Source organism: Mesorhizobium sp. M0227, from assembly GCF_040321855.1.
Taxonomy (GTDB): Bacteria; Pseudomonadota; Alphaproteobacteria; order Rhizobiales; family Rhizobiaceae; genus Mesorhizobium.
Genome location: NZ_JAMYSJ010000003.1, coordinates 135,256 through 159,673 on the forward strand (window position 1 = coordinate 135,256; position 24,418 = coordinate 159,673).

At 63.3% G+C, this 24,418-nt stretch carries 28 protein-coding genes; 21 read left to right on the plus strand and 7 right to left on the minus strand.

What is annotated here, in order from left to right:
• Positions 1-50: 50 nt before the first annotated feature.
• The 5 genes from NKJ00_RS06245 to NKJ00_RS06265 form a co-directional block, all read right to left on the minus strand.
• A complete protein-coding gene (locus NKJ00_RS06245) occupies positions 51-851 on the minus strand; it encodes an inositol monophosphatase family protein (protein WP_352554258.1) in 801 nt (266 codons plus the stop codon).
• An 86-nt stretch (positions 852-937) separates the two neighbouring features.
• Positions 938-1,504: an elongation factor P gene (gene efp, locus NKJ00_RS06250; protein WP_013529127.1), complete on the minus strand. Its 567-nt coding sequence runs from the start codon at positions 1,502-1,504 to the stop codon at positions 938-940.
• A gap of 173 nt (positions 1,505-1,677) precedes the next feature.
• Positions 1,678-2,673, minus strand: a complete 996-nt coding sequence (locus NKJ00_RS06255; RefSeq protein WP_502895834.1) for a tetratricopeptide repeat protein — start codon at positions 2,671-2,673, stop codon at positions 1,678-1,680.
• Positions 2,674-2,719: 46 nt separating this feature from the next.
• On the minus strand, positions 2,720-3,367 hold the full coding sequence (locus NKJ00_RS06260; RefSeq protein ID WP_352611397.1) for a thiamine phosphate synthase: 648 nt from the start codon (positions 3,365-3,367) through the stop codon (positions 2,720-2,722).
• Positions 3,368-3,499: 132 nt separating this feature from the next.
• Positions 3,500-4,405, minus strand: a complete 906-nt coding sequence (locus NKJ00_RS06265) for a DMT family transporter (RefSeq protein ID WP_352629190.1) — start codon at positions 4,403-4,405, stop codon at positions 3,500-3,502.
• A 133-nt stretch (positions 4,406-4,538) separates the two neighbouring features.
• Between NKJ00_RS06265 and NKJ00_RS06270 the strand changes: the two genes are divergently transcribed.
• The 3 genes from NKJ00_RS06270 to NKJ00_RS06280 all read left to right on the plus strand — a co-directional run bounded on the left by NKJ00_RS06270 (position 4,539) and on the right by NKJ00_RS06280 (position 6,735).
• Positions 4,539-5,018, plus strand: a complete 480-nt coding sequence (locus tag NKJ00_RS06270; RefSeq protein ID WP_352611399.1) for an Lrp/AsnC family transcriptional regulator — start codon at positions 4,539-4,541, stop codon at positions 5,016-5,018.
• Positions 5,019-5,117: 99 nt separating this feature from the next.
• Positions 5,118-5,846, plus strand: coding sequence for a class I SAM-dependent methyltransferase (locus NKJ00_RS06275; protein WP_128305340.1), 729 nt, complete (start codon positions 5,118-5,120; stop codon positions 5,844-5,846).
• A gap of 118 nt (positions 5,847-5,964) precedes the next feature.
• A complete protein-coding gene (locus NKJ00_RS06280; RefSeq protein WP_023811841.1) occupies positions 5,965-6,735 on the plus strand; it encodes a sulfite exporter TauE/SafE family protein in 771 nt (256 codons plus the stop codon).
• Positions 6,736-6,771: 36 nt separating this feature from the next.
• Here NKJ00_RS06280 and NKJ00_RS06285 read toward each other — a convergent pair whose 3' ends face one another.
• Positions 6,772-7,323 (minus strand): DUF2269 family protein, encoded by a 552-nt coding sequence (locus NKJ00_RS06285; RefSeq protein WP_352554254.1) that lies wholly within the window; start codon positions 7,321-7,323, stop codon positions 6,772-6,774.
• 335 nt (positions 7,324-7,658) lie between these two features.
• Between NKJ00_RS06285 and NKJ00_RS06290 the strand changes: the two genes are divergently transcribed.
• The 9 genes from NKJ00_RS06290 to ruvB all read left to right on the plus strand — a co-directional run bounded on the left by NKJ00_RS06290 (position 7,659) and on the right by ruvB (position 12,716).
• Positions 7,659-8,039: a hypothetical protein gene (locus tag NKJ00_RS06290; protein WP_023811843.1), complete on the plus strand. Its 381-nt coding sequence runs from the start codon at positions 7,659-7,661 to the stop codon at positions 8,037-8,039.
• Positions 8,040-8,437: 398 nt separating this feature from the next.
• Positions 8,438-8,971 carry a protease adaptor protein RcdA gene (gene rcdA, locus NKJ00_RS06295; RefSeq protein WP_023811844.1) on the plus strand — a complete coding sequence of 178 codons (534 nt, stop codon included), beginning with the start codon at positions 8,438-8,440 and terminating at the stop codon, positions 8,969-8,971.
• A 76-nt stretch (positions 8,972-9,047) separates the two neighbouring features.
• Positions 9,048-9,557, plus strand: a complete 510-nt coding sequence (ruvC, locus tag NKJ00_RS06300) for a crossover junction endodeoxyribonuclease RuvC (RefSeq protein WP_127296188.1) — start codon at positions 9,048-9,050, stop codon at positions 9,555-9,557.
• 56 nt (positions 9,558-9,613) lie between these two features.
• Positions 9,614-9,883, plus strand: a complete 270-nt coding sequence (locus NKJ00_RS06305) for an AbrB/MazE/SpoVT family DNA-binding domain-containing protein (protein ID WP_023811846.1) — start codon at positions 9,614-9,616, stop codon at positions 9,881-9,883.
• A complete protein-coding gene (locus NKJ00_RS06310; protein WP_023811847.1) occupies positions 9,861-10,280 on the plus strand; it encodes a type II toxin-antitoxin system VapC family toxin in 420 nt (139 codons plus the stop codon). Before NKJ00_RS06305 ends, NKJ00_RS06310 begins: the two co-directional genes overlap by 23 nt.
• Before the next feature lie 27 nt (positions 10,281-10,307).
• A complete protein-coding gene (gene ruvA, locus NKJ00_RS06315; RefSeq protein WP_352611400.1) occupies positions 10,308-10,928 on the plus strand; it encodes a Holliday junction branch migration protein RuvA in 621 nt (206 codons plus the stop codon).
• Positions 10,929-10,996: 68 nt separating this feature from the next.
• A complete protein-coding gene (locus NKJ00_RS06320) occupies positions 10,997-11,281 on the plus strand; it encodes an AbrB/MazE/SpoVT family DNA-binding domain-containing protein (protein WP_023811849.1) in 285 nt (94 codons plus the stop codon).
• Entirely contained in the window at positions 11,278-11,682 is a 405-nt protein-coding gene (locus NKJ00_RS06325) for a type II toxin-antitoxin system VapC family toxin (protein ID WP_127296186.1), read from the plus strand. The genes NKJ00_RS06320 and NKJ00_RS06325 overlap by 4 nt, the downstream gene beginning before the upstream one ends.
• The gene (ruvB, locus tag NKJ00_RS06330; RefSeq protein ID WP_023811851.1) at positions 11,679-12,716 is read left to right on the plus strand and encodes a Holliday junction branch migration DNA helicase RuvB; all 1,038 of its coding nucleotides are present in this window, start codon (positions 11,679-11,681) and stop codon (positions 12,714-12,716) included. Before NKJ00_RS06325 ends, ruvB begins: the two co-directional genes overlap by 4 nt.
• 26 nt (positions 12,717-12,742) lie before the next feature.
• Here ruvB and NKJ00_RS06335 read toward each other — a convergent pair whose 3' ends face one another.
• Complete coding sequence (locus tag NKJ00_RS06335) at positions 12,743-13,993, minus strand: glycoside hydrolase family 5 protein (protein WP_128305343.1); 1,251 nt, start codon at positions 13,991-13,993, stop codon at positions 12,743-12,745.
• A 57-nt stretch (positions 13,994-14,050) separates the two neighbouring features.
• On the opposite strand from NKJ00_RS06335, the gene ybgC reads away from it, so the two are divergent.
• The 9 genes from ybgC to ftsH all read left to right on the plus strand — a co-directional run bounded on the left by ybgC (position 14,051) and on the right by ftsH (position 24,191).
• Positions 14,051-14,521: a tol-pal system-associated acyl-CoA thioesterase gene (gene ybgC, locus NKJ00_RS06340; RefSeq protein ID WP_128305344.1), complete on the plus strand. Its 471-nt coding sequence runs from the start codon at positions 14,051-14,053 to the stop codon at positions 14,519-14,521.
• Positions 14,522-14,918: 397 nt separating this feature from the next.
• Positions 14,919-15,629: a protein TolQ gene (gene tolQ, locus NKJ00_RS06345; RefSeq protein WP_013529145.1), complete on the plus strand. Its 711-nt coding sequence runs from the start codon at positions 14,919-14,921 to the stop codon at positions 15,627-15,629.
• 10 nt (positions 15,630-15,639) lie between these two features.
• Positions 15,640-16,092, plus strand: coding sequence for a protein TolR (gene tolR, locus NKJ00_RS06350; protein ID WP_023811855.1), 453 nt, complete (start codon positions 15,640-15,642; stop codon positions 16,090-16,092).
• 7 nt (positions 16,093-16,099) lie between these two features.
• Positions 16,100-17,257: a cell envelope integrity protein TolA gene (tolA, locus tag NKJ00_RS06355; RefSeq protein WP_352440960.1), complete on the plus strand. Its 1,158-nt coding sequence runs from the start codon at positions 16,100-16,102 to the stop codon at positions 17,255-17,257.
• A 70-nt stretch (positions 17,258-17,327) separates the two neighbouring features.
• Positions 17,328-18,611 carry a Tol-Pal system beta propeller repeat protein TolB gene (gene tolB, locus NKJ00_RS06360; protein ID WP_502895836.1) on the plus strand — a complete coding sequence of 428 codons (1,284 nt, stop codon included), beginning with the start codon at positions 17,328-17,330 and terminating at the stop codon, positions 18,609-18,611.
• Positions 18,612-18,861: 250 nt separating this feature from the next.
• Positions 18,862-19,368, plus strand: a complete 507-nt coding sequence (pal, locus tag NKJ00_RS06365; RefSeq protein WP_013529149.1) for a peptidoglycan-associated lipoprotein Pal — start codon at positions 18,862-18,864, stop codon at positions 19,366-19,368.
• Between the two features lie 225 nt (positions 19,369-19,593).
• Positions 19,594-20,688 carry a tol-pal system protein YbgF gene (gene ybgF / locus NKJ00_RS06370; RefSeq protein WP_352629196.1) on the plus strand — a complete coding sequence of 365 codons (1,095 nt, stop codon included), beginning with the start codon at positions 19,594-19,596 and terminating at the stop codon, positions 20,686-20,688.
• 57 nt (positions 20,689-20,745) lie between these two features.
• A complete protein-coding gene (gene tilS, locus NKJ00_RS06375; RefSeq protein ID WP_352629197.1) occupies positions 20,746-22,137 on the plus strand; it encodes a tRNA lysidine(34) synthetase TilS in 1,392 nt (463 codons plus the stop codon).
• Between the two features lie 125 nt (positions 22,138-22,262).
• Positions 22,263-24,191: an ATP-dependent zinc metalloprotease FtsH gene (ftsH, locus tag NKJ00_RS06380; protein WP_023811859.1), complete on the plus strand. Its 1,929-nt coding sequence runs from the start codon at positions 22,263-22,265 to the stop codon at positions 24,189-24,191.
• Positions 24,192-24,418 lie beyond the last annotated feature (227 nt).

Here is a 24,418-nt window from a genome sequence, read left to right on the forward strand (position 1 = left end):
AAGCTTTCGTTGCGGTTTTGCGACTGCGGCGCATCAGCGCGGCGTGCCTGTCAGCGCGCCGAGAGCGGCTTCTTGACGGCCTTAAGCAAAGCGCGTTGGATGACCTCGTTGCCGGCGACGACCGAACCGTTGTCGAGCATGTCCTGGCCGCCGTCCATGTCGGAGACGAAGCCGCCTGCCTCGCGGATCAAAAGCAGCCCGGCGGCGATGTCCCAGGCCGACAGGCCGGTTTCCCAGAAGCCATCCATGCGGCCGGCGGCGACATAGGCGAGATCGAGCGAGGCGGAGCCGAGGCGGCGGACGCCGGAAACCTCGGCCATGACGTTGCGCAGTTCGACGAGGAAATTGCCATGGTGGCCGCGGCCGAGATGCGGCATGCCGCAGCCGATCACGGTGTCGACCAGCTTGATGCGGCCAGCGACGCGCAAGCGGCGGTCGTTCATGAAGGCGCCGCCGCCGCGTTCGCAGGTGTAGAGTTCGTCCATCGCCGGATTGTAGATGACGCCGGCGACGATCTGGCCCTGGCGCTCCAGCGCGATCGAAACGGCAAAGAGCGGAATGCCGTGCAGGAAATTGGTGGTGCCGTCGAGCGGGTCGACGATCCAGCGATGCTGGCCGTCGTCGCCTTCGACCGCACCGCGCTCTTCCATCAGGAAGGAATAGCCGGGCCGAGCCTTGGACAGTTCGGCAAAGACGATGTCCTCTGCCTTGCGGTCGGCCTGGCTGACATAGTCGCCGGGGCCTTTCATCGAGACCTGCAGGTTCTGCACCTCGCCGAAGTCGCGCGACAGCGAGCGGCCGGCCTTCATTGCGGCCTGGACCATGACGTTGAGAAGGGCTGAGCGTGCCATAGTGCTTTTTCCCGGTGCTGCGCTTTAAACTCCGCCTCGATGCATGTCGGTGACCCAGAACCGGGGCCACTTTTGGGCGACATGCGTCAGTCGGCGCGGCGCACGTAAGTGATTTCGTTGGTGTCGACGATGATGCGCTCGCCGGCGCCGATGAAGGGCGGCACCAGGACGCGGATGCCGTTCTCCAGGATCGCCGGCTTGTAGGACGATGCCGCCGTCTGACCCTTCACCACCGGGTCGGCCTCGGTGATGGTCAGCGTCACATAGTCGGGCAGCGAAATGCCGATCGGCCGCTCTTCGTAGAGCTGGACCGTCACCATCATGCCGTCCTGCAGGAAGGCGGCGCGATCGCCGACGAAGTCCTTGTTCAATTCGAGCTGCTCGTAGCTCTGGGTGTCCATGAACACCAGTGCGTCTTCCTGCGCGTAGAGGAAGGAAAAATCCTTCAGGTCGAGCCGGATCTGTTCGACGGTCTCGGCCGAGCGGAAGCGCTCGTTGAGCTTGGTGCCGTTGATGAGGTTCTTCAGTTCGACCTGATTGTAGGCGCCGCCCTTACCGGGCTTGACGGTGTTGGTCCTGACCGCCACCCAAAGGCCGCCATCATGCTCGATGACATAGCCGGGACGGATTTCGTTGCCATTGATCTTGGCCATGATGAGATGATCCGGAATGATGCCAACGGCCACGCCGTTGGTATGGGATGTTCGCAGGGAAAGCGATTTCGGGCTCCCAAGACCACAAATCGCCAGAAGAGGCAAGGGAGCGGGCAGGTTGGAACCAGGCCAGGGAGCCGGGGTTACACTTGCCTTGACCGCGAGAACCGCCGTCAAGGCAGCCGGTTGGCCTTCTGCAGCGCCTGCTTGGTCTGGTCGTCGTCCAGCCCCTGCAGGAAGTCGTCCATCTGGGGGTCGATGAGGCCGGCACGGCGGGCGACGACGTACCAGGCGCCGGCAAGCACAAGGTCCGGATCGGTGCCGATGCCTTGCATATAGAGCTTGGCCAGGCGGTTCTGGGCGGCGACATTGCCGCCTTCCGCCGCCTGCTTCATCCAGCCGAAGGCGGATTTCAGGTCGCGCGCACCGCCGCGGCCTTCGATCATCCAGGCGGCGAGATCGATCTGCGCGGTGTCGTAGTTCTGCCTGGCTGCCTGCGCCAGCAGGCGCCTTGCCTGGGCGTCGTCGCGTGGCTTGCCGCCGACGCCATTGGCGTAGATCTGCGACATCGCATATTGCGCGTCCGCGAGGCCGGTCGCGGCGGCGCGCTCATAGTAGGAGACCGCCTTGGCCATGCCGGCATCGCCGGGGTCCTGCTGGACCAGCATCTGCGCGAAATTGAATTGCGCCAGCCGGTTGCCGGCTTCGGCGGCGGCCTGCATCAGGGCGTAGGCTTCTTTTCCATCCTTTTTGACATAGCGGCCGTCGAGCAGCATCAGCGCATACTGGAACTGCGATTCCGGCACACCCTGTTCGGCGGCCAGCGCGTACCATTTCGCCGCCTGCGCCGAATTGACCGGTACACCGAGCCCCCGCGACAGGATCTCGGCCACCAAGGTCTGCGCCGCCGGATCGCCGTTTTGCGCCCGGACCAATGCCAAATTGTAAGCTGTCTTGTAGAGACCGCGCTGGAAGGCGCCATAGGCCGCGTCGGCGGGTTTTGCGCCGAAGCGGTCGGGATTGACCGTGTCGGCCGACGGCAGCGGCGCCGGTTCTGCCGTGGTGGCGGGCTGCGGCAGCGGCTTGTCGATCGGCTTGTCGGTGTGCACGCCGATTTCCGGCTTGGGCTGCGGCAGCGGGATGGTCTCCGCGGCCGCTGCCTGGACCATCAGCATCGCAAGCAGGGCCTGGAGGGGAAGCCTCGCCGAGGGCACGTCAGTCCTCGAAGCGTGGCGCGGTTTCGTCGAGCAGCGCGTTGGCGCTGGCGACCGCTGTCTTGGGATCGGTGCCGTCGGCGAACACGGCGCTCGACAGCGCCACGAATTCGGCACCGGTGGCGCCCACGGCTTCGACCGAGGCGATGTCGGATCCGGCCATGACGATGCACGGGATTTGGATCATATCCGCCCACCATCTGCCGAGCGACAGGTTGCGCGGGTGTGGTTCGGGCTTGTTGTCGTAGCCGAAGCGGCCGAAGAAGATGTAGTCGGGCCGTGTCTCGCCAAGCTCGAGCGCGTCGTCACGCGTCTTGGCGCCGCCGGTGCCGACCATCATCTTTGCCTGGAAGTGTTCGATCGTCTCGGCCAGCTCGGCCTTGGAGACCTCGACATGGATGCCGTCGGCCTGGACGCGGCCGGCTATGCGGGTGTCGCCGGCGATAATAACGGCCGCACCGGCGGCTTGCGCCGCCGGCACGATCTGTTCGGCGAAAGCCTGGAAGGAGGCCTCATCCATGCCGTTCTCGGGCAGGATCAGCGAAGCGACGTCGCCGCCTTCGAATGCCGCGGCGATTCGGGCCGCCGGCACGCCGGGCGGCGCGATCAGCACAATGCGACAGCGGTTGGGGGGCGTTACGTCATTCATGGTTCTTCGGGTCCCGCGTTTCGCCTATGCCGGGCGAAGATGGTTGGATTGCGGCATAGAGCAAAGTGCCCGCTTTGAACAGGCGGGCAGCCGGGATCGCGATGTTGGCCCGCCAGACGCCGGCGGACCGCTTTACTTGATCGGGTGCGGGCTTGCGACGGGCGGTTTGCCCTTCCACAGCGTCCAGCCGAGATTCATGCCGGCGGCGGCGATCAGGATGGCGGTGGCGCCGACGATCTGGCTCAGATGCAGCCGATGGCCGAAGGCGACGACATCGACCAGGATGGCGACGACGGGGTAGATGAAGGACAGCGACCCCTGCAGATGCGTCGGCAGCTTCTGGATGGCGCCGTACATCAATATGTACATGAGGCCGGTGTGGACGATGCCGAGCGTCGCCAGCATGGTCCAGCTCCACGCATCGGCCGGAAGCTGGGAAAAATTGGCGAACGGCGCCAGCATGACCACGCCGACGCAGACCTGGATCAGCGCGATCAGGTGCGGCGGCGTGCCCTTGAGCTTCTTGGTGACGATGGCGGCGACGGCCCAGAAGAAAGCCGCGCCTAATGCCATGACGATGCCGGTAAAGTAATCCGTCCCGACATCACCGGCGTCGGGAGCGGCCTCAACGATCAGCACCATGCCGGCGAAGGCGATGGCCAGCCAGGTCAGCTTGGTCAAGGTCAGCCGCTCGGCGAAGAAGAGCGCGCCGAAGCCGACCAGCATGAAGGGCTGCGTGTTGTAGACGGCGGTGGCGATCGAGATCGACGCGCGGGAGAAGGCGCTGAACAGCAAAAGCCAGTTGACGACGATGGCGACGCCACCGAGCGCGGCGATGCCGATGATGCGCAACGACAGTCGGTTGCGCAGCAGCCCCAGGGCGGTGCAGATGATGAGCAGCGTCAGCGCGCCGAAAGCGCAACGCCAGAACACCACATCCATGATCGGCTGGCCGGACAGGACGACGAACCATCCGATCGTTCCCAGGATGGCCATTGCGGCTGACATTTCGACCGTGCCGCGCACCGTTTCGTTCACAACGAATCTCCATATCGGTTGAGCCGCTATAATCTCATGCGGCCGCGAACCTTTCCATCCGATTGGAAAGGGTGTATGGCCGATTAGCCTAATTATATTAGGAAAAACTCCAAACTATCTGGAAACGAAAAAGATGCTGGACGATCTCGACCGAAATCTCCTTGAAATCCTGGTCAAGGATTCGCGAACCTCGCTGAAGGAGCTGGCCGCCCAGGTCGGACTGTCGTCGCCAAGCGTTTCGGAGCGGCTGCGACGGCTCGAGGAGCGCGGCGTCATTCGCGCATTCACCGTCGAGATCGATCCGCTGGCGCTCGGCTATACCTTGCAGGCGATCGTGCGCATCCGGCCTCTGCCGGGCAAGCTGCACATCGTCCAGAAGCTGATCGAGGAAATCCCCGAATTCGGCGAATGCGACAAGGTGACGGGCGATGACTGTTTCGTCGCCCGGCTGTTCGTGCGCTCGATCGGTGATCTCGACGGGATTCTCGACCGCATCGCCGACAAGGCCGAGACCAGCACCGCCATCATCAAGGCGCAGCCGATCCGGCGGCGGCCGCCGCCGCTCGATGCAACCGCGCCTCGTGACAGGGTAAAGGCCTTGCAGGCTTCCTGAGCCAGGCTGGGCTCGGCCATGTTTTCAGAGGGCCGATCGAAGCCGGGTGGAAAGCCGGGCCGGTTGGTTAGGGTGCCGGCCAAACGAATCGAGACCGTCATGGCGCAGAATATATACGACCGGGAGGATTTCTTCGCAGGCTACAGCCAGCTCGGCCGTTCCGTCGAAGGTCTGGATGGCGCCGCCGAGTGGCCGGCGCTGCGCGCGATGCTGCCCGATGTCAGCGGCTCGAGAGTCGCCGATCTCGGCTGCGGATTCGGCTGGTTCTGCCGCTGGGCGCACGAGCACGGGGCGGTGCATGTGCTTGGCCTGGACCTGTCGGAAAAGATGCTTGCCCGGGCGAGAGCGGCCGGCCCGGACGCCGGCATCACCTATGAGACGGCCGACCTCGATCAGCTCAGCCTGCGGCAAGCCAGCTTCGATTTCGTCTACAGTTCGCTCGCCTTGCACTATGTCGAGGACGTGATGCGTCTGTTCAGGACCGTGCATCAGGCGCTGGCGCCCGGCGGGCATTTCGTCTTCTCGACCGAGCATCCGATTTTCATGGCGCCGACCAATCCCGGCTGGGCAATCGATGCCGAGGGCCGCAAGACATGGCCTGTCGACCAGTACCTGGTTGAAGGACCGCGCCGGACGGACTGGCTGGCCAAGGGTGTGGTGAAACATCACCGCACGATCGGCACCACGCTCAACGCTCTGATCCGGTCCGGCTTCACCATCGACCATGTCGAGGAATTCCGCCCGACCGACGCACAGATTGCGGCCAAACCCGAACTGGCTGAGGAGCTAGAGCGGCCGATGTTCCTGCTGGTCTCGGCCCGCCGATAGGCAAAGGCGCCGACAGCCAAGGGATGGGGCGGCCCTGCCGATATTTGTTGTCGCCCCGCTCGGGATTCTGGGCTATTCAAGCGTCGATACGCTTTCCCTCCAGACCAGTCCCCCTCCCATGTCCGGCCTGCTTCTCGATCCGTGGTTCTACGCGGCTGCCCTTCCGGCGGTCATTCTGGTCGGCCTGTCCAAGGGCGGCTTCGGCGGCGCCGTCGGTTTCGTCGGCGTGCCGCTGATGGCGCTGACCATGCCACCGGTGCAGGCAGCCGCCATCCTGTTGCCGATCCTGTGCTTGATGGACATCGTCTCGGTGTGGACATGGTGGGGGGTCTATGACCGCAAGATGCTGATCGACATGATGCCGGGCGCCGTCATCGGCATCGGCCTTGGCTGGCTGACGGCGGCACTGGTCACCGAAGAAGCGGTGCGGCTGATCGTCGGCGCCGTCGCCATCATTTTCGTCCTGCGCTGGCTCTATCTGCAGTTTCGCCATGGCGCCAACCACGCGGCCAAGCCCAACCGTGTCGCCGCCGCCGTCTGGGGCACGGTCGCCGGCTTCACCAGCTTCGTCGCCCATGTCGGCGGCCCGCCCTTCCAGGTCTATGCCTTGCCGATCCGGCTCGACCCGAAGGTGTTGTCGGGCACGGCGGCGATCTTCTTTGCCGCCACCAATGCGCTGAAGCTCGTGCCCTATTTCGCGCTCGGCCAGTTCGACACCGCCAACCTGACGGCGTCGGCGGTGCTGATGCCGCTGGCGCCGCTGTCGACCATCGCCGGGGCGTGGCTGGTGCGACGGATGCGCCCGGAAACATTCTATCCCTTCACCTACGCAACCGTCGCGGTCGTGGCGCTGAAGCTGCTTTGGGACGGCATCGCTGGCTTGATGTAGAAAGGCGGCCGCGCAGCCGCCCTGTTTATCCGGGGGTCACGCGGCGCTCGGCACGAGGCGACGGTTGCCGCCAAAGGCCAGTGTGGCGCCGGCCACGACGACCAGCACCATGCCGGCGAGGATGCCGATATCATGCGCGGTCGGCTTGAGCACCATGTCGGCGATGATCACCAGCATCACCGCATAGTCGAAGCGTGCCGCGCTCATCATGCGCTGACCGATGGCAAGAACAGCCGGTGTGACGCCCTCCTTGGCGATCATCTCGCCCATGCGCTCGCCCGTCGGCTTGAAGATCAACATGCCGATCGAAAAGGTCGTGGCGTAGCCGGCCAGGCCGATGAGGATCCATAGGTCGGAGAAGCCGACCCAGAACCAGCACATGATGAGGCCGAAAATCAGCGTCAGCATCGACATCGGCGCGAAGAACCTGCCGCCCAGCTGACCGCTGGCGCGCATTGCCTGCAGTTTTTCCTCGATGTTGCCCGCCCGCTCGGCAAGCATGCCCAGCAGGAACAGCACGAAGCCGCCTCCGACCCACAGAATGGCGGTAGTGACGTGGAGGAATTTGACGATCGAGTACCAGTCCATGGGTTGCTCCTGCAGTGTCCGGTCAGGTTTGCGGCAGCGCTGATTTGCGCCGGCCGTCAGAGGAGCGGGCGTTTTGCGTGGTGCCTGTTTCGGTACGATGTCGCGAAAAATTCGGCTCTGTTTCAGCCTGCCCTCAACTTACGAAGTCGCCGAGATTGTGAATGCACTATCTGATTTTCTGCTAATATACGGATGTCGGGAGGGGTTGGCGCGACATCGTCCGGATACGCTGCCGATGCTAGTGCGCCAATGCCGGGAGCCCGGTGGCGACAACAATCGCCTGACGATCAACCCATTCCCGCAAACGGGAAAAGGCAATTCGGGGGACCATTATTATGCAAGGGATAGCACGGAATTTCTTCACGCTGGCCATCATCTATTCGCTGTGCGGCATGGCGCTCGGCCTGTACATGGCGATCAGCCAGGATCACGGACAGATGCCGACCCACGCCCACACGATGGTGGCCGGATGGCTGATGTCGGCGGTCTTCGCCTTCTTCTACCATTTGTTTCCGGCAATCGGGCAGAAGACGCTCGCTACCGTTCATTTCTGGCTGACCGCAATCAGCGGTATCGGCCTGCTGATCGGCCTCTATTTCCTGCTTGCCGGTAATGCCGCGATCGAACCGCTGGTGGCGGCCTCCTCGATGGGCTTCTACGCAGCCATGCTGTTGTTTGCCTTCATCGCCTTGCCCGCCGTCTGGAGGACAGCCTGAGCTAGCCTGACGTAGGAGATGCTGTGCTGTTACGGCACAGTATGGCGGCGTTCGGTCAAAAAACATCCGCGCCGTTAAGGCTTCATTAAGCTTTACAGGTGTTTACTATGTTCATCCAGTGATCTGGATTCTTACCGAGTGGTTGGAGCCACTTTGTTTGACGCCTCCCTGTTAAACTCCTGAGAGCCGCCTTATCCGCGGCTCTTTTTTTGTCTTCATTTCCCTTTTTGTCCGCATCTCGGCGGGGGCCGCCCAATGGCGGCTCGCCGTTAACCTTCTGTTAAACATGTGCTTGCCTTCGCCAGTGACGAAGCGCATTTTCAAGCTTCAGTCAGATAGGGTTCCGGGTGTATCGGCAGGGAGCCGAATCGGCCGGTTGCAAGTGCAGGGGCGTATCAATGAACGAGCCTTCGAAGGGCAGTGCGAAAACCGTCAAGCTGGCGGAGCGCCGGGTTTTCTCGCAATCCTTCAAGCCGCTTTACCAGGAAGGCATGGGCCTGGTCGAACAGGCCGCCGAATATCTCGACGGCAAGGGCCGGGCCGAGGCAAAGAAACTGTCGCGGCTGGGCGCCACGCTCTATGCGGCCGAATCGATGCGGCTGACCACCAGGCTGATGCAGGTTGCGTCCTGGCTGCTTTTGCAGCGCGCCGCCAATTCCGGCGAGATGACCCGCGACCAGGTCGCGTCGGAAAAGTCCAAGGTGCGCCTCGACACCGCTTCCGCCCATGACGAAGCCACCGGCTGGGCCGAGCTGCCCGAGGATTTCCTCGACCTCGTCACCCGCTCGCTGCGCCTGCAAGCACTGGTGCGCCGCATGGACGAGGAGATCTATGGCTCGGGCGCCTTGGTCGACATGCAACCGATGGCGCGCCGCCTCAATCCGGTTTCCGACCAGATCAGCCTGCTCAACACGGCTTTCGCTCGGGGTTAGACCTCGGTCTGTCTTTCTGTTTCCGGTTTGTTCACATTTCGCTGGCATCGCTGTGGGCCGGAGGTAAAGTCGGCAAATGGCGGAAGCGATTCGCATCATCGGTATCGATCCGGGGCTTCGGCGCACCGGCTGGGGCATCGTCGAAAGCCTCGGCAATTCGCTGCGCTTTATTGCTTCAGGCACTGTGAAGTCCGACGACAAGGCGGCGCTGGCAACGCGGCTGTGCCAGCTGCATGACGGGCTGGCGGATATCCTGCACAGCGCGATGCCGCACGAGGCGGCGGTCGAACAGACCTTCGTCAACAAGGACGCCGTGGCGACGCTGAAGCTCGGCCAGGCACGTGGCATCGCCATGCTGGTGCCGGCGCGTGCCGGTCTCGTCGTTGCCGAATATGCGCCCAACGCCGTCAAGAAGGCGGTGATCGGCGTTGGTCATGGCGACAAGAAGCAGATCCACATGATGGTGAAGGTGCTGTTGCCAAAAGCCGTCTTCGACACCGAACATGCCGCCGACGCGCTGGCCATCGCCATCTGCCACGCGCATCATCGGCAAAGCGTGGCCTACAGGATGGCGCTGGCCGGCTAGCTATGTTCTTGACTTGTTCACGTTGCAGGGATAAGTAATACCGCAGAGGTATTACCATGCGCGTGACCACCAAGGGGCAAGTTACAATCCCCAAGCCGATAAGGGACCGTCTGGGCATCGCCCCGGGCTCCGAGGTGGAGTTTGTGGCCACCGACGAGGGCGTTCGGCTGGTTGCCGTCAACGAGAACCTCTCCCAGGAAGACAAATTGCGCAGGTTCAGCGATGTCCTCGACCGGATGGAGGGGACGTTGGATCTGGGAGGCATGACCACCGATCAGTACATGGAGTGGTTGAGGGGGCCGCGTGAAGATCTCGACGTTGATTGACACAAATGTCCTGATCGACGTCTGGGGACCGGCCGGACCGCTGACAACATGGTCGGCGTCGGCGATTGCTTCCTGCCGCCGTGATGGAGCCTTGGTGGTCAACACCATCATTTGGTCCGAACTCGCGCCACTGATAGCGACGGAAACGGCGCTTCGAAAAGCAGTCGACATGCTTGAGATGGATCGCGAACTTGTACCTTGGGACGCGGCATTCCTTGCCGGCGTCACGCATTCCCGCTATCGCCGGGCCGGTGGCATCAGGGAAAGAACCTTGCCCGATTTCTTTATCGGCGCTCACGCGACCGTCGCTGGACATCGTCTTTTGACCCGCGACGCCGCGCGTTACCGCAGTTACTTCCCGGAGCTCGACATCATCTCTCCTGAGACGCACCCATGAGAGCCCATCTTCCATGAAAGGTCTGGCATGATCGGCAAGCTCAAGGGCACGCTCGACGAGGTCGACGAGGACCATTGTCTCGTCGATATCCATGGCGTCGGCTATGCCGCCTATTGCTCGGCGCGCACGCTGGCCGCGCTGCCTTCGCCCGGCGAAGCGGTGGTGCTGTTCATCGAGACCTATGTGCGCGAGGACATGCTGCGCCTCTACGGCTTCCAGTCGCAGCTCGAGCGCGAGTGGTTCCGGTTGCTGATGAACAATGTGCCGGGCGTCGGCGCCAAGGTGGCGCTGGCCATCCTGTCGACGCTGGCGCCGGCGGATCTCGCCAACGCCATTGCGCTGCGCGACATCGCCATGGTTTCGCGCGCGCCCGGCGTCGGCAAGAAAGTGGCCGAGCGCATCGTCACCGAATTGAAGAACAAGGCGCCGGCCTATGCCGGCACCGCCTCGGGCACCATCGGCCTGAAACAAGAGCTCGGCGACGGCGTGGCATCCGCGCCGATAACCGACGCGGTCTCGGCGCTGGTCAATCTTGGCTATTCGCGCGACACCGCCGCCAATGCTGTGGCGGCGGCGCTGAAGACGGCGGGCGAGGATGCCGATGCGCCGAAGCTGATCCGCTTCGGGCTGAAGGAACTGGCGCAGTGATATGGTTGTTGGAAAAGAAAATTCCAACTATCATATGATTGGTAGGAAATTTCTTAGAAAGTAAGAAAATGGGTGCTTACGCCAGTCTGACCTCGAAGGGTCAGCTTACAATTCCAAAAGATGTCCGGGATGCGCTGTCACTCAAAACGGGTGACATGATCGCCTGGACGGTCATGGATGGCTACCTGATTGGAACACCGCGCAATCTCGACTTTGCGGACCTCGCCGGATTTCTGGGCGATCCGCCCGGCGGTCCGGCGTCACTGGAGGAAATCGACCTCGCGGTGCGGGATGCAGTTGGTAGGCATGTTGTCGGAGACGGATCGCAAGGCGGACGAGAGGGCGACGAGTGACGTCGATCGGCATTGATACGAACGTTCTGCTTCGAATGGTGCTGAACGACGATGCAGAGCAACGGGCGAAAGCCCTCGCATTCGGCGAAGGCCTCAGCGACGATGCTCCCGGCTTCGTCAGCTTGATCGTGCTGGTGGAATTCAGCTGGTCGTTGATTTCGCGCTACAGACTACCGAAAGAGCAGATGCAGGCGGCAATCCAGAGACTGTTGAAGGTCAAGACACTGTTGTTCGAAGATTTCGATGCCATCGTGATTGCGCTCGAAAGATCAAATTTGCCGCAGGTAGATTTTGCCGATGCGCTGATCGCCGAGCACAATCGAAATCTGGGTTGCTCGCATACAGTCACGTTCGATCAGCGGGCCGCCAAGTCCATTGCCAGTATGGAACTGCTCGCATGAGCCTGTCGCCCCGCCTGATTGCGCCGGAAAAACGCGGCGAGGATGCCGAGCAGACCTTGCGGCCGCAGACGCTCGACGATTTTGTCGGCCAGGCGGCGGTGCGGGCCAATCTCAAAGTGTTCATCGAGGCCGCCAAAGGCCGCAACGAGGCACTCGACCACGTACTGTTCGTCGGGCCACCCGGTCTGGGCAAGACGACGCTGGCGCAGATCATGGCGCGTGAGCTCGGCGTCAATTTCCGCTCGACCTCCGGCCCGGTCATCGCCAAGGCCGGCGATCTTGCCGCGCTGCTGACCAATCTCGAGGAAGGCGACGTGCTGTTCATCGACGAGATCCATCGGCTGAGCCCGGCGGTGGAGGAGATCCTCTATCCGGCGATGGAGGATTTCCAGCTCGACCTGATCATCGGCGAAGGACCGGCGGCGCGTTCGGTCAAGATCGACCTTGCCCGCTTCACGCTCGTCGCCGCCACCACGCGGCTCGGCCTGCTCACCAATCCGCTGCGCGACCGTTTCGGCATTCCGGTACGGCTCAATTTCTACACGGTCGAGGAGCTGGAGCAGATCGTGCGGCGCGGCGCGCGCATCCTGCAAATGCCGCTTGGCGACGACGGTGCGCTGGAGATCGCGCGGCGTGCGCGCGGCACGCCACGCATCGCCGGCCGGCTCTTGCGCCGTGTGCGCGATTTCGCCTCGGTGGCCGGCGACGGCCATGTCGACCGCAAGATCGCCGACGAGGCGCTCACTCGGCTGGAGGTCGATGCGCTCGGCCTCGACGCGCTCGACCGGCGGTACCTCAGCATGATCGCGCGCAATTTCGGCGGCGGGCCGGTCGGCATCGAGACGATCGCCGCCGGCCTGTCAGAGCCGCGCGACGCCATCGAAGACATCATCGAGCCTTATCTGATCCAGCAGGGCTTCATCCAGCGCACGCCGCGCGGCCGCATGCTGACGGCCAATGCCTGGCGCCATCTCGGCCTCGACGCGCCGAAGGATCTGGCGCAGCAGCAGATCAACCTGTTCCAGGAAGAGTAATTTTCCGGCGCGCCGTCCGTGAGCGATCAACGCAGCCCACGGATCACGTCCATTACATCCGGCTCGGCCTTGTCGCCGTTGAAGGCGTCGACGATGCCGAAGGCGCCGCCATAGCTCCACACCGACCATGAGAAGCCATGCGCTTCGGCGCGCGCGATCATGTCCTTGACATAGGCGGCCCGGAACTCGGCCGGCATCACATAGGCATTGCCGTATTCCTGGCGGATCATGCCGAACTCGCCCAGCGTGATGTCTTCCGGCTTGACGCGGTTGGCCTTCGCCCATGCCTCGACCTTTTTGAACGGCGCATCCATCAAGCCGAGCAGTTTGTCGGGGCTGTCCATGCTGGCGACCTGTTCGTCGAGATAGGCAAGCAGGCCGCTCTGCCGCGTCCATGGCGCCTCGGCCTTGATCCTGGCGCGGATGGTGTCGAGCGTCACGTCGAGCTGTGCCTTGGGCACCGCGCTCAGCGGATAGGGCAGGCCAGTCACATAGGGGATGAAGTCGCCGGCCCAGGTTGCGCCCTGATGGGTGAGCAGGAACGGATCGTAGGAATGGAAGGTCCAGATGACGTTGTCGTCCGGTATTGTTTTCGGGTCGATCTTTTCCAGCGAGTTCGCAGCGGAATAGCAGGCACCAGTCAGGATCAAGGTTAGCTTGGTGGCCGAGGATCGCGCTGCCGCGAACAGTTTGCGCTGGCGGTCCGGCCACAGGCTGGTGCCGTCGCTGTCGCAGTCGACGATCGGTTCGTTCATCGGCTCGAGAGCCACTTGTCTGGGATCTTCGCCGGCCAGCGTGCGGGCCATCTTGCGCACCATCTCGAGATAGGCGTCGAAGGTCCGCGGGTCTTCCATCACTTGCGCCATGCCGATCTTGCGGCTGCCGCCGGCCGGGATCAGGTGCATGTCGACGACGACTTTCAGTCCGGCGCGGTTGATCATGCGCACGGAGTCCAGCACGCTGGCATAGAGGTCGTCACGCAAGGCCACGGTCTGGTCGGACAGGAAAGGCGAAGGGTCGACCGGCATGCGCAGGAAATCGAGGCCGGCATCCTTCAGTGCCTTGAGATCGTTCTCCCCAAGGAATTTGCGCCACTCCGGATAGGGCAGGATGGCCTTGGCGTCGCCCCATTGGTCTTCGCCGGGCCATGTGACCCATTGGTCGAGATTGAGGCCGCGCTTCATCGAAAAGCTCGCCGCCTGGCTGGGCCACGCCAAGGCCGCGAGCACAAGCAGCGCCGCCATCAAGGTCTTGATCATCTCCGTCAACAGTGCCATCCGATGCTGTGCCACGCGGGAAACAGGTGCCTCGTCGGGGCTGAAAAAGGAAGCGCAATGGGCGATCATGGTGAATCGGCGACGCTGCTGGCTGGGCTTTCCGGTGCGCTGACGGCGTTCGGCCACCGGCTGATGGCGCGGGTCTATTATGCCGACACGGATTTCTCCGGCGTCGTCTACCATGCGCGCTATCTCGAATTCTTCGAACGCGGCCGCTCCGACTATCTCCGGCTGACCGGCGTGCACCACACCGAGCTTGCCGACGGCAAGCATGGCGAAAGAATAGTCTGGGTGGTGCGCCGCATGGAGATCGACTTTCGCGGCCCCGCCCGCATTGACGACATCCTGACGGTCGACACCCGCACCGAGGAGATTTCCGGCGCGCGCATCTTCATGGCGCAGCAGCTCAAGCGCAGCGACGAGGTGCTGGTCAAGGCCAAGGTCGAGGCGGCGATCATCGGCGAGAATGGCCGCCCAAGGCGTTTTCCCAAGGAATGGGTGGCGGCGTTCATGCCGAGGGTGCGCTGATATTCAGGTGATGCCGGCCTGCAAACAGCAGCTTCCTGCGCTTCCGGTGCTCGCGTACGAAAAGTACGCTCCGCTCCGGTTCTCGGAATCTACCGTTTTCGGCTCGGCCTGACCTGAATCTCAGCACACCCTAGGCGCAGCCATTGAATTGATGGCCTTGCCGCGGGGCGTGGCAATGCGCCGCGCCTTATATACTAACCCATCCTTAACCATAACGGTTCATGAAGAGATTGGCGAAGATTGGCGTTATCGAACGCCTTCCTTTCACCAATATTTGCCCCGAAAAGGCCGATAACGGCACAGTTTGGGGTTGTTCCGGTAGCTTCGTGCGAACCGACCACAAGGGATGCCAGGGGCCAGCCGCCAGCTTCGCCCGGAAAATCTTAAGGACGTAACGATGGAAAATATCGCACTCGCCGATCCGGGCGCGCAATTGTCGGTTTGGTCGCTGTTCGTTTCGGCCAGTTGGGTGGTCAAGCTGGTCATGATCGGCCTGCTCTGCGCCTCGGTCTGGACCTGGGCGATCATCGTCGACAAGCTGGTTTCCTATGCCCGCATGCGGCTGGCGCTCAACCGGTTCGAACAGGTGTTCTGGTCGGGGCAGTCGCTGGAGGAGCTTTACCGCACGCTCGCCGACCGCAAGACCACCGGCATGGGCGCCATTTTCGTCGCCGCCATGCGCGAGTGGAAGAAGAGTTTCGAGAAGGGCGCCAAGTCGCCGCTCGGCCTGCAGACCCGCATCGACAAGGCAATGGACCTGGCGCTGACCCGCGAGATGGAAAAGCTGGAAGGGCGCCTCGGTTTCCTTGCCACCACCGGCTCGGCGGCACCCTTTATCGGCCTGTTCGGCACCGTCATCGGCATCATGACCTCGTTCCAGGCGATCGCCGGCTCCAAGAACACCAGTCTCGCGGTGGTTGCGCCCGGCATTGCCGAAGCGTTGCTGGCGACGGCCATCGGCCTGCTCGCCGCCATTCCGGCCGTCATCGCCTACAACAAGCTGTCGTCCGACGCGAGCAAGATAGCCGTGCGCATGGAAGGGTTCTCCGACGAGTTCTCCGCCATACTCTCGCGCCAAATCGATGAAAAAGTGGCCCCCAAGGCCTGAGGAGTAGCAGATGGGTATGTCCATGGGCATGGGAGGACGCGGCGGACGCGGCCACAGGCGGCGCGGCCGTCACCATGCACTGATGTCCGAGATCAACGTCACGCCGATGGTCGACGTGATGCTGGTGCTGCTGATCATCTTCATGGTCGCCGCACCAATGCTGACGGTCGGCGTGCCGATCGACCTGCCGGATACGCAGGCCAAGGCGATGAATGCCGACACGCAGCCGATCACCGTCTCGATCAACGCCGCCGGCCAGATCTATCTCCAGGAAACCGAGATCCCGATCGAGGAGCTGGTAGCCAAGCTGCAGGCGATCTCGAAGACCGGCTATGAGGAGCGCATCTTCATCCGCGGCGACAAGTCCACCGACTATGGCACGGCGATGAAGGTGATGGCCCGCATTTCGGCCGCTGGCTACAAGAACATCGGGCTGGTTTCACTGCAGGAACAGGACCAATAGACGCGCGATGAAGACCGGCCTCACCACATCGGTGATCTTGCATACGGCGGCGCTGACCTTCGGCCTGTTCACGCTGACGGCGCCGGCCGCGCTTCCGTCGTCCGACGTCGAGTCGGTCGCGGTCGATATCGTGCCGATGGAAGCCATCGCGCAGACGTTGCAGGGCGACAAGAAGGCCGTGATGCATGAAAAGCCGGCACCCGTGCCGACGCAGCGCCCGGACATCGTTCCGGATGCGCAGAAGGTGGGCGAGAACAGCGTCGACACGGACAAGCCGATAACGCCGGAAGCCAAGCCCAAGCCCGTCGACATGACCTCGGCTCCGCCGCCCGCGCCGACCCCGATCGAAAAGCCGAAGCCCGAGGACGTGCCGAAGCCGCAGGAGAAGCCCAAGCCCACCCCGGCAACGGAAGTGGCGCCGGCGCCGACGCCCAAGGAAGAGGTCAAGCCCGAGCCGGTCAAGCAGCCCGACCCCAAGCCGACACCGGCCAAGCCGGCGCCAACCCCGCCGCCGCAGGACAAGACCGCCGCCATCGATCCGACGCCCGAGGTCAAGCCCGACGCCGTCGCCGAAGCCATAGCGCAGGAGCCCCCCGCCGAGGCGACGCAGCTGCCCGACTCGGCGCCCGCGCCGGAGGCACGGCCGAAGCCGCAGCCGGCGCAGGCCGAAAGCGCCAAGGCGCCGGAGCGCAAGAACGCCGACAAGCCGGTCAAGGAAGCGTCGTCGAAGCCGAAGTCCGATGACAAGCAATTCAACGCCGACGAGATCTCCGCGCTGCTCGACAAGCAGAAGCCATCCGGCGGCGGCGCCAAGCGCTCGACCCAGCAGGCATCGCTCGGCGGCGACAAGGATCAGGGCCAGAAGCTTTCCAGGTCCGAAATGGGCGCCCTGGAAAGCCAGCTTGGCGGCTGCTGGACCCTTCCCGCGGGCCTGGAAGGTTCCGAGAACTTCGTCGTCGTGGTGCGGTTCAACCTGGATGGTTCCGGCAAGCTGGACGGGCGCCCGGCGGTCGAAAAGTCGAGCGGAAATCGCCAGTTCGACGAAAGTGCCGTTCGTGCGGTGCAAAAATGCGATGTCACCGGCCTGCAAGTTCCCGCCGGCAAGCAGGACATCTGGGCCGACGTCCGCGTCACCTTCGATCCAAGGGAGATGCTGGGCCTCTAAGGCGGCCCGCGTATCCGAAAATCAGTACGAGAAGCGAGAAGACATGAAATCAATCCTCAAGCCGCTCCTGATGGTCGCAGCAATGGCGATGGGCATGACCGCGGCAGGCACGTTGCCGGCGCTGGCGCTCGTCGAGCTCAACGTCAACAAGGGCAATGTCGAGCCGCTGCCGATCGCCATCACGGATTTCCAGGGCGGCGACGCGCTTGGGGCGCAGATTTCGCAGATCGTCACCGCCGATTTGAAGCGTTCGGGTCTGTTCGCTCCGATCGACAAAAGCGCCTTTATCGAGAAGATCACCAACCCCGATGCAGCACCGCGCTTCGACGACTGGAAGGTGATCAACGCGCAGGCGCTGGTCACCGGCAGCGTCAGCAAGGAAGCCGACGGCCGCATCCGCGCCCAGTACCGGTTGTGGGATACTTTTGCGGGCCAGCAGATGGCCGGCGAGCAGTTCTTCGCCAACGACGCCAATCAGCGCCGTGTCGCCCACATCATCGCCGACGCCATCTATGAGCGGCTGACCGGCGAAAAAGGCTATTTCGACACCCGCGTCGTCTTCATCGACGAATCCGGCGCCAAGAACGCGCGCAAGAAGCGCCTTGCCATCATGGACCAGGACGGCGCCAATGTGCGCTATCTCTCGGACGGCAGGTCGATCGTGCTGACGCCGCGTTTCTCGCCGAACCGGCAGGAAATCACCTACATGTCCTATGAAAGCGGTCAGCCGCGGGTCTACCTGCTGCAGATCGAAACGGGGCAGCGCGAACTGGTCGGCAATTTCCCCGGCATGACCTTTGCGCCGCGCTTTTCGCCCGACGGCCAGAAGGTGATCATGAGCCTGCTGCGCGACGACGGCAATTCCAACATCTTCGCTATGGATCTGCGCAGCCGCTCGACAACGAGGCTGACCAACTCGACCGCCATCGACACCTCGCCGTCCTATTCGCCCGATGGTAGCAAGGTGGTGTTCACCTCCGACCGTGGCGGCCGTGCGCAGATCTACGCGATGGGCGCCGACGGCTCGGGCCAGACCCGCATCTCCTTTGGCGACGGCGTCTATTCGACACCGGTCTGGTCGCCGCGCGGCGACCTGATTGCCTTCACCAAGCAGACCGGCGGCGAATTCCAGATCGGCGTCATGAAGACCGACGGCTCGGGAGAGCGCATCCTGTCCTCCGGCTTCCAGCAGGAGGGACCGACCTGGGCGCCGAACGGCCGCGTGCTGATGTTCTTCCGCGATTTCGCCGGTGGCCCCAAACTGGTTTCGGTCGATCTGACCGGACGCAACGAGCAATCGATCCCAACGGCGAATTTCGCTTCGGACCCGGCCTGGTCGCCGCTGCTCGAATAGGTTCGGCTGAATTGCCACACATGCTGAAAAGGGGCCGTTTCGGCCCCTTTTCCATGCCTTGGCCGCCTTTTGGCCGTATTTACGGCTAGGGTCCGCGTGAACTGTGGCTTCAGGCCGAAACGGCTGCGGACGGGCAGCTTAAACCAAAATTTAACCGTGTTTCTTGAATGCCGGTTAACCCAAACGTGGTTACTGGGTGATCAACGAAATCACTCAAAGTAGATCACTCGAAATACGAAGGAGAGGCGGCATGGGCCGTATCGCAGCACTTACCAGAAACCCGGTCATGATCGCGCTGGTGGCGATGCTCGCCATCGCAGGTTGCGCCTCGAAGAAGACGCCGAACAACGCGGCCGATCTTGGCCTCAACGGCGCCGGCGCGGCGACGCCCGGCTCGGCGCAGGACTTCACCGTCAACATCGGCGACCGTATCTTCTTCGACACCGACTCGACCTCGATCCGTGCCGACGCGCAGACGACGCTCTCGCGCCAGGCGCAGTGGCTGAACCAGTACAAGCAGTATGCCATCGTCGTCGAAGGTCATGCCGACGAACGCGGAACGCGCGAATACAATCTGGCGCTCGGCGCCCGCCGCGCCGCCGCCACCCGCGACTTCCTCGTTGCCAAGGGCGTCTCGGCCAGCCGTCTCAAGACCATTTCCTACGGCAAGGAACGTCCGGTCGCGGTTTGCGACGACATCTCCTGCTGGTCGCAGAATCGCCGCGCGGTCACCACGCTCAGCGGTGCTGGCTCCTGAGGCATCACGCAGCCGACCGGCGCGTCAAAGAACGCGCGGCCGTCTAGCGGTAAAAATGCAACATACCTGCGCGAAAGGCGGCCCTGGGGCCGCCTTTTTCATATCCGGATGCTCGAAACAAAATTTGGCCGAAGTCTCGGCTCCTGCTATGAGCCGAGGGCGCTTGGCTGGTCCCATTCTGATTGGAAGGCGCGAACAAGCTAACGAAATCACTGCGAGAGGCACATGCATTTGAGATCGGTTCTGAGCGGCACGCTTGCGCTGCTGCTCCTATCAGGCGTCACCGCCTTGGCTAGTGGCACAGGGCAATCAACCGACAGCGGCTTTACCTTCCATCTTCCCAGTATCGAATTGCCGGGGTTTTTTGGTCAAAAGAAGAAACCGGACCAGGTTCAGCTGGTGCAGTCCGATCCTGCCGCTGTCACCAGCCTGGAAGAGCAACTGCGGCAGATGAACGGCAAGATCGAGGAACTCAATTTCCAGGTCCTGCAGATGCAGGAGCAGATTCGCAAGCAGCAGGAAGATAATGAATTCCGCTTCCAGCAGCTGGAAGGTGGCGGCACGCAAGGCGGGCAGCCGCCGGCGCAGAAGAAATCGGACGCCACCACCGGCCCCGACAACGACGTGGCGGCGGCCCCGGCAATACGGGCGCCGGCCGATGCCGGCGCCGCGCCCGCCAACGACCAGTTGGCAGGCGGCAAGACGGTCGAGGACGTCATCGTCGAATCTCCCGATGGCGACCCCGGCAAGGTCATTCCCGGTACGGGAGCGCCGGAAAAGAATTTCGGCACCATCACCGTCGACAAGAATGGCAATGTCATCGATGCCGGCGGCAACACACAATCGACCGCGCCGGCGCAGGACACCGCGCCAGTCGCCGGGGCGGCGCCCAAGGCCGGCAAGTCCGACACGGTAGTCGCGGCGTTGCCCGCCACCAACAACCCGGAGGAGCTTTACCGCAACTCATACCAGTTCATCCTCTCGGGCGACTACGGCACCGCCGAGCAGGGTTTTCGCGACCACATCGCCCGCTTCCCCAGGGATGCGAAGGCGGCGGACGCGCATTACTGGCTGGGCGAGTCATTGCTCGGCCAGCAGAAATACCGCGATGCGGCCGAGACTTTCCTTGCCGCCAGCAAGGACTACCCCAAGGCCAAGAAAGCTCCCGACATGTTGCTGAAGCTCGGCGTGTCGCTGGTCGGCCTCAAGCAGCATGATGTTGCCTGTGCCACCTTCAGCGAGGTCGGCAAGCGCTACCCTGATATTTCCAGTGCGCTCAAGGAACGCGTCAAGCAAGAGAAGGCTCTGGCTGCCTGCTGATCCTTGTCCTACATGTCGTTGTCCTGAAACCGGGATCACTTTTGGGCGACATGCATTATGCTCGACACCGAGCCGGACCTTTCGTCTAACCCTTTTTCGCATATCGATTTTACCAGCGGCGCTGTTGCGGCCGTGTCCGGCGGCAGCGACTCGACCGCCCTGCTCCTTCTTCTCAGACACCATCTCGACCGTACGGCGCCGGCAACCAAGCTGCTGGCGGTGACGATCGACCACGGTTTGCGGTCCGGTTCGGCTGCGGAAGCGCAAGCAGTGGCGAAGCTGTGCGCCAGACTCGGAATTTCACACCGCATCCTGACATGGTCGGGCCCCAAGCCATCGACCGGCCTGCCCGCCGCCGCTCGCGAGGCGCGCTACCGGCTGTTGTCCGAAGCGGCACAAGCCGAAGGCGTCGGCATGATCCTCACCGGCCATACCGCCGATGACCAGGCGGAAACGGTGCTGATGCGGCAAGCGCGCGAAGAAGGATCGGCGCGGAATGATGGCCGAGAGTTTGCCGAAATGGCAGGCCGGGGACTTGCCGGCATGGCACCGGCCACCCTGTATGACTGGCGCAGGTGGATCGTTCGACCGCTTCTCGGGTTGCGGCGCGCGGCGCTGCGCGACGTCCTGCGCCGTCAAAATGTCGGCTGGGTCGACGACCCGACCAATGTCGACGCGGCTTTCGAGCGGCCGCGTGTGCGGGCCGCACTTGCCGGCGAGGGTGTCGAGCATGTGAAGGGCATGTTGATGCTCGCGGGCCAGGCCGCCCTCGAGCGCAGGCAGCTTGGCGCCAGCGCAGCCGATTTGATCGATCGCTTCGCCAGCCAGCCAGCCATCGGCCTCATCCGCCTCGACCCGTGCCTGCTCTTACCAGGCGACGAGCGAGCGGCTGTCTATGCGTTGCGCATCCTGCTGGCCACGACCGGCGGGATTGCCTTCCTGCCGGATCAGGCCCGCAGCGAGGCTCTGTTCGGTCGGCTTAGGGCTGGATTTCTTTGCGCCACATTGTCGCGGACGGTTGTGGATTCCCGGCGCTCCGGCATCTTCCTGCGCCGCGAGGCGCGCGGCTTGCCCTCCGCCGCTGCCATCACGGACGGCACCGTCTGGGATGGCCGCCGGCGCATCACATTGAACGACAGCAGCAGCGCATTGTTGATTGCCCCGTTCGGCGCAGCAGCGGCGAAGCGGCTGGCGAAGGGCGATGGAAAAACCCCGCCGAGCCTGATGCGCGCCGCGCTCGCCGCCGAGCCGGCGTTGTGGCAGGCCGGTGAATGCCTCGATTTGTCGGGGGATAGCCGGGCGCCAATGGCGGTTGAAGTGCGGCCGGTCGTTGCGCCCTTTGCCCGCTTCCTGCCGTCCTTCGACCTGGCGCCGGCGCGGGCCGTGGCCGGGCTGATTGGCGCGGCCCCGGTGCCGCCCTTGCCTTTCAGCGGCCACAGTGCCGGCTGATGGTTGCGCGAAAGCTTAACCCAGACGTGCTGTTCTGCTTGGCAAGGGGGGACGCTCTCCCTATGTTAGGCGCAAGTTTCCTCTCATGATGCGTGTCCGCCCTGCGGACGCCAACGGGACAATTGATGAATCCGAACTATCGCAACCTCGCGCTCTGGGCGATCATAGCGGTCCTGCTCATAGCCCTGTTCAATCTGTTCCAGACGCCGCAGACGCGAGGGGCCTCCAGCGATGTGCCTTATTCGCAGTTCCTGCAGGATGTCGCGGCGGGCCGGGTCAAGACGGTGACCATCGCGGGCGCCCGTATCAGCGGCACCTACACCGACAATGCCAGCGGCTTCCAGACCTATTCGCCCGGCGATCCTTCGCTGGTCTCGCGGCTGCAGGACAAGAACGTCACCATCAATGCGCGGCCTGAAACAGACGGTTCCAATTCGCTGTTCGGCTATCTGATCTCGTGGCTGCCGATGATCCTCATCCTCGGCGTCTGGATATTCTTCATGCGCCAGATGCAGTCCGGCTCCGGTCGCGCCATGGGCTTCGGCAAGTCGAAGGCCAAGCTGCTCACCGAAGCGCATGGCCGCGTCACCTTCCAGGACGTTGCCGGCGTCGACGAAGCCAAGGAAGATCTGGAAGAGATCGTCGAGTTCCTGCGCGATCCGCAGAAATTCCAGCGGCTCGGCGGCAAGATTCCGCGCGGCGTGCTGCTCGTCGGCCCTCCGGGAACCGGCAAGACGCTGCTTGCGCGCTCGGTTGCCGGCGAAGCCAATGTGCCGTTCTTCACCATTTCCGGTTCCGACTTCGTCGAGATGTTCGTCGGCGTCGGTGCAAGCCGCGTCCGCGACATGTTCGACCAGGCCAAGAAGAACGCGCCCTGCATCATCTTCATCGACGAAATCGACGCTGTCGGCCGTCATCGCGGCGCCGGCCTCGGCGGCGGCAATGACGAACGCGAGCAGACGCTGAACCAGCTGCTGGTCGAGATGGACGGTTTCGAATCCAACGAAAGCATCATCCTGATCGCTGCCACCAACCGGCCCGACGTGCTCGATCCGGCACTGCTGAGGCCAGGCCGCTTCGACCGCCAGGTCGTGGTGCCGAACCCTGACATCGTCGGCCGCGAGAAGATCCTCAAGGTGCATGTGCGCAACGTGCCGCTGGCGCCCAATGTCGATCTCAAGGTGATCGCGCGCGGTACGCCGGGCTTTTCCGGCGCCGACCTGATGAACCTTGTCAACGAATCCGCGCTGATGGCGGCACGGCGCAACAAGCGCCTCGTCACCATGGCCGAATTCGAGGACGCCAAGGACAAGATCATGATGGGCGCCGAGCGCCGCTCGTCGGCCATGACGCAGGCCGAGAAGGAGCTGACCGCCTACCACGAGGCAGGCCACGCCATTCTCGCGCTGAACGTGCCATCGGCCGATCCGCTGCACAAGGCCACGATCATCCCACGCGGTCGCGCGCTCGGCATGGTCATGCAGTTGCCCGAAGGCGACCGTTATTCGATGAGCTACAAATACATGATCTCGCGGCTCGCCATCATGATGGGCGGCCGTGTCGCCGAGGAGTTCAAGTTCGGCAAGGAAAACATCACCTCGGGTGCCTCTTCGGATATCGAGCAGGCGACCAAACTGGCGCGCGCCATGGTCACGCGCTGGGGCTTTTCCGACAAGCTCGGCCATGTCGCCTATGGCGACAACCAGGAAGAAGTGTTCCTCGGCCATTCGGTGGCACGCACGCAGAACGTCTCGGAAGAGACAGCGCAGATCATCGATGCCGAAGTACGCCGCCTGATCGACGAGGCCTACTCATCGGCGAAGTCCATCCTGACCAAGAAGAAGAAGGAATGGATCGCGCTGGCGCAGGGCCTGCTGGAATACGAGACGCTGTCCGGCGAGGAGATCAAGCAGTTGATCGCCGGCCACAAGCCAGCGCGCGACCTTGGCGACGACACGCCGCCGAGCCGTGGCTCTGCCGTGCCGAAGTCCGGCGGCCGCCGCAAGAAGGGGCCGGAGCCCGAAGGCGGCATGGAACCACAGCCATCGAGCTGAGCTTGACCACTGATTTCATCGAACGCCGCGGCTTGCTCCGCGGCGTTTTTTGTTTTTGGCGTTGGGGAGGAGTTGTCCGCGACCTCGCATCTGCGACGATGACGATTGGCGAAAGCCTAGGTGATAGCCAATCTCCCCCTTGCGGGGGAAATTGGCAACGTCGCCGCTGGCGTGCCCTCGAAGGCAACAAGAAGGCCCGCGAACCCTGCGGTTCGCAGGCCTTCTCT

Coding starts and splice junctions, on each gene's coding strand:
- tolR (WP_023811855.1), top strand. CDS start 15,640: ATGGGTATGTCCATGGGCATGGGAGGACGCGGCGGACGCGGCCACAGG.
- tolQ (WP_013529145.1), top strand. CDS start 14,919: ATGGAAAATATCGCACTCGCCGATCCGGGCGCGCAATTGTCGGTTTGG.
- NKJ00_RS06320 (WP_023811849.1), top strand. CDS start 10,997: ATGGGTGCTTACGCCAGTCTGACCTCGAAGGGTCAGCTTACAATTCCA.
- NKJ00_RS06305 (WP_023811846.1), top strand. CDS start 9,614: ATGCGCGTGACCACCAAGGGGCAAGTTACAATCCCCAAGCCGATAAGG.
- NKJ00_RS06275 (WP_128305340.1), top strand. CDS start 5,118: ATGGCGCAGAATATATACGACCGGGAGGATTTCTTCGCAGGCTACAGC.
- tolB (WP_502895836.1), top strand. CDS start 17,328: ATGGTCGCAGCAATGGCGATGGGCATGACCGCGGCAGGCACGTTGCCG.
- NKJ00_RS06285 (WP_352554254.1), bottom strand. CDS start 7,323: ATGGACTGGTACTCGATCGTCAAATTCCTCCACGTCACTACCGCCATT.
- NKJ00_RS06245 (WP_352554258.1), bottom strand. CDS start 851: ATGGCACGCTCAGCCCTTCTCAACGTCATGGTCCAGGCCGCAATGAAG.
- ruvB (WP_023811851.1), top strand. CDS start 11,679: ATGAGCCTGTCGCCCCGCCTGATTGCGCCGGAAAAACGCGGCGAGGAT.
- ybgC (WP_128305344.1), top strand. CDS start 14,051: ATGGGCGATCATGGTGAATCGGCGACGCTGCTGGCTGGGCTTTCCGGT.
- rcdA (WP_023811844.1), top strand. CDS start 8,438: ATGAACGAGCCTTCGAAGGGCAGTGCGAAAACCGTCAAGCTGGCGGAG.
- NKJ00_RS06260 (WP_352611397.1), bottom strand. CDS start 3,367: ATGAATGACGTAACGCCCCCCAACCGCTGTCGCATTGTGCTGATCGCG.
- tolA (WP_352440960.1), top strand. CDS start 16,100: ATGAAGACCGGCCTCACCACATCGGTGATCTTGCATACGGCGGCGCTG.
- NKJ00_RS06290 (WP_023811843.1), top strand. CDS start 7,659: ATGCAAGGGATAGCACGGAATTTCTTCACGCTGGCCATCATCTATTCG.
- NKJ00_RS06270 (WP_352611399.1), top strand. CDS start 4,539: ATGCTGGACGATCTCGACCGAAATCTCCTTGAAATCCTGGTCAAGGAT.
- ruvA (WP_352611400.1), top strand. CDS start 10,308: ATGATCGGCAAGCTCAAGGGCACGCTCGACGAGGTCGACGAGGACCAT.
- NKJ00_RS06255 (WP_502895834.1), bottom strand. CDS start 2,673: ATGGTCCAGGCAGCGGCCGCGGAGACCATCCCGCTGCCGCAGCCCAAG.
- tilS (WP_352629197.1), top strand. CDS start 20,746: ATGCTCGACACCGAGCCGGACCTTTCGTCTAACCCTTTTTCGCATATC.
- ruvC (WP_127296188.1), top strand. CDS start 9,048: ATGGCGGAAGCGATTCGCATCATCGGTATCGATCCGGGGCTTCGGCGC.
- efp (WP_013529127.1), bottom strand. CDS start 1,504: ATGGCCAAGATCAATGGCAACGAAATCCGTCCCGGCTATGTCATCGAG.
- ftsH (WP_023811859.1), top strand. CDS start 22,263: ATGAATCCGAACTATCGCAACCTCGCGCTCTGGGCGATCATAGCGGTC.
- NKJ00_RS06280 (WP_023811841.1), top strand. CDS start 5,965: ATGTCCGGCCTGCTTCTCGATCCGTGGTTCTACGCGGCTGCCCTTCCG.
- ybgF (WP_352629196.1), top strand. CDS start 19,594: ATGCATTTGAGATCGGTTCTGAGCGGCACGCTTGCGCTGCTGCTCCTA.
- pal (WP_013529149.1), top strand. CDS start 18,862: ATGGGCCGTATCGCAGCACTTACCAGAAACCCGGTCATGATCGCGCTG.
- NKJ00_RS06335 (WP_128305343.1), bottom strand. CDS start 13,993: ATGGCACTGTTGACGGAGATGATCAAGACCTTGATGGCGGCGCTGCTT.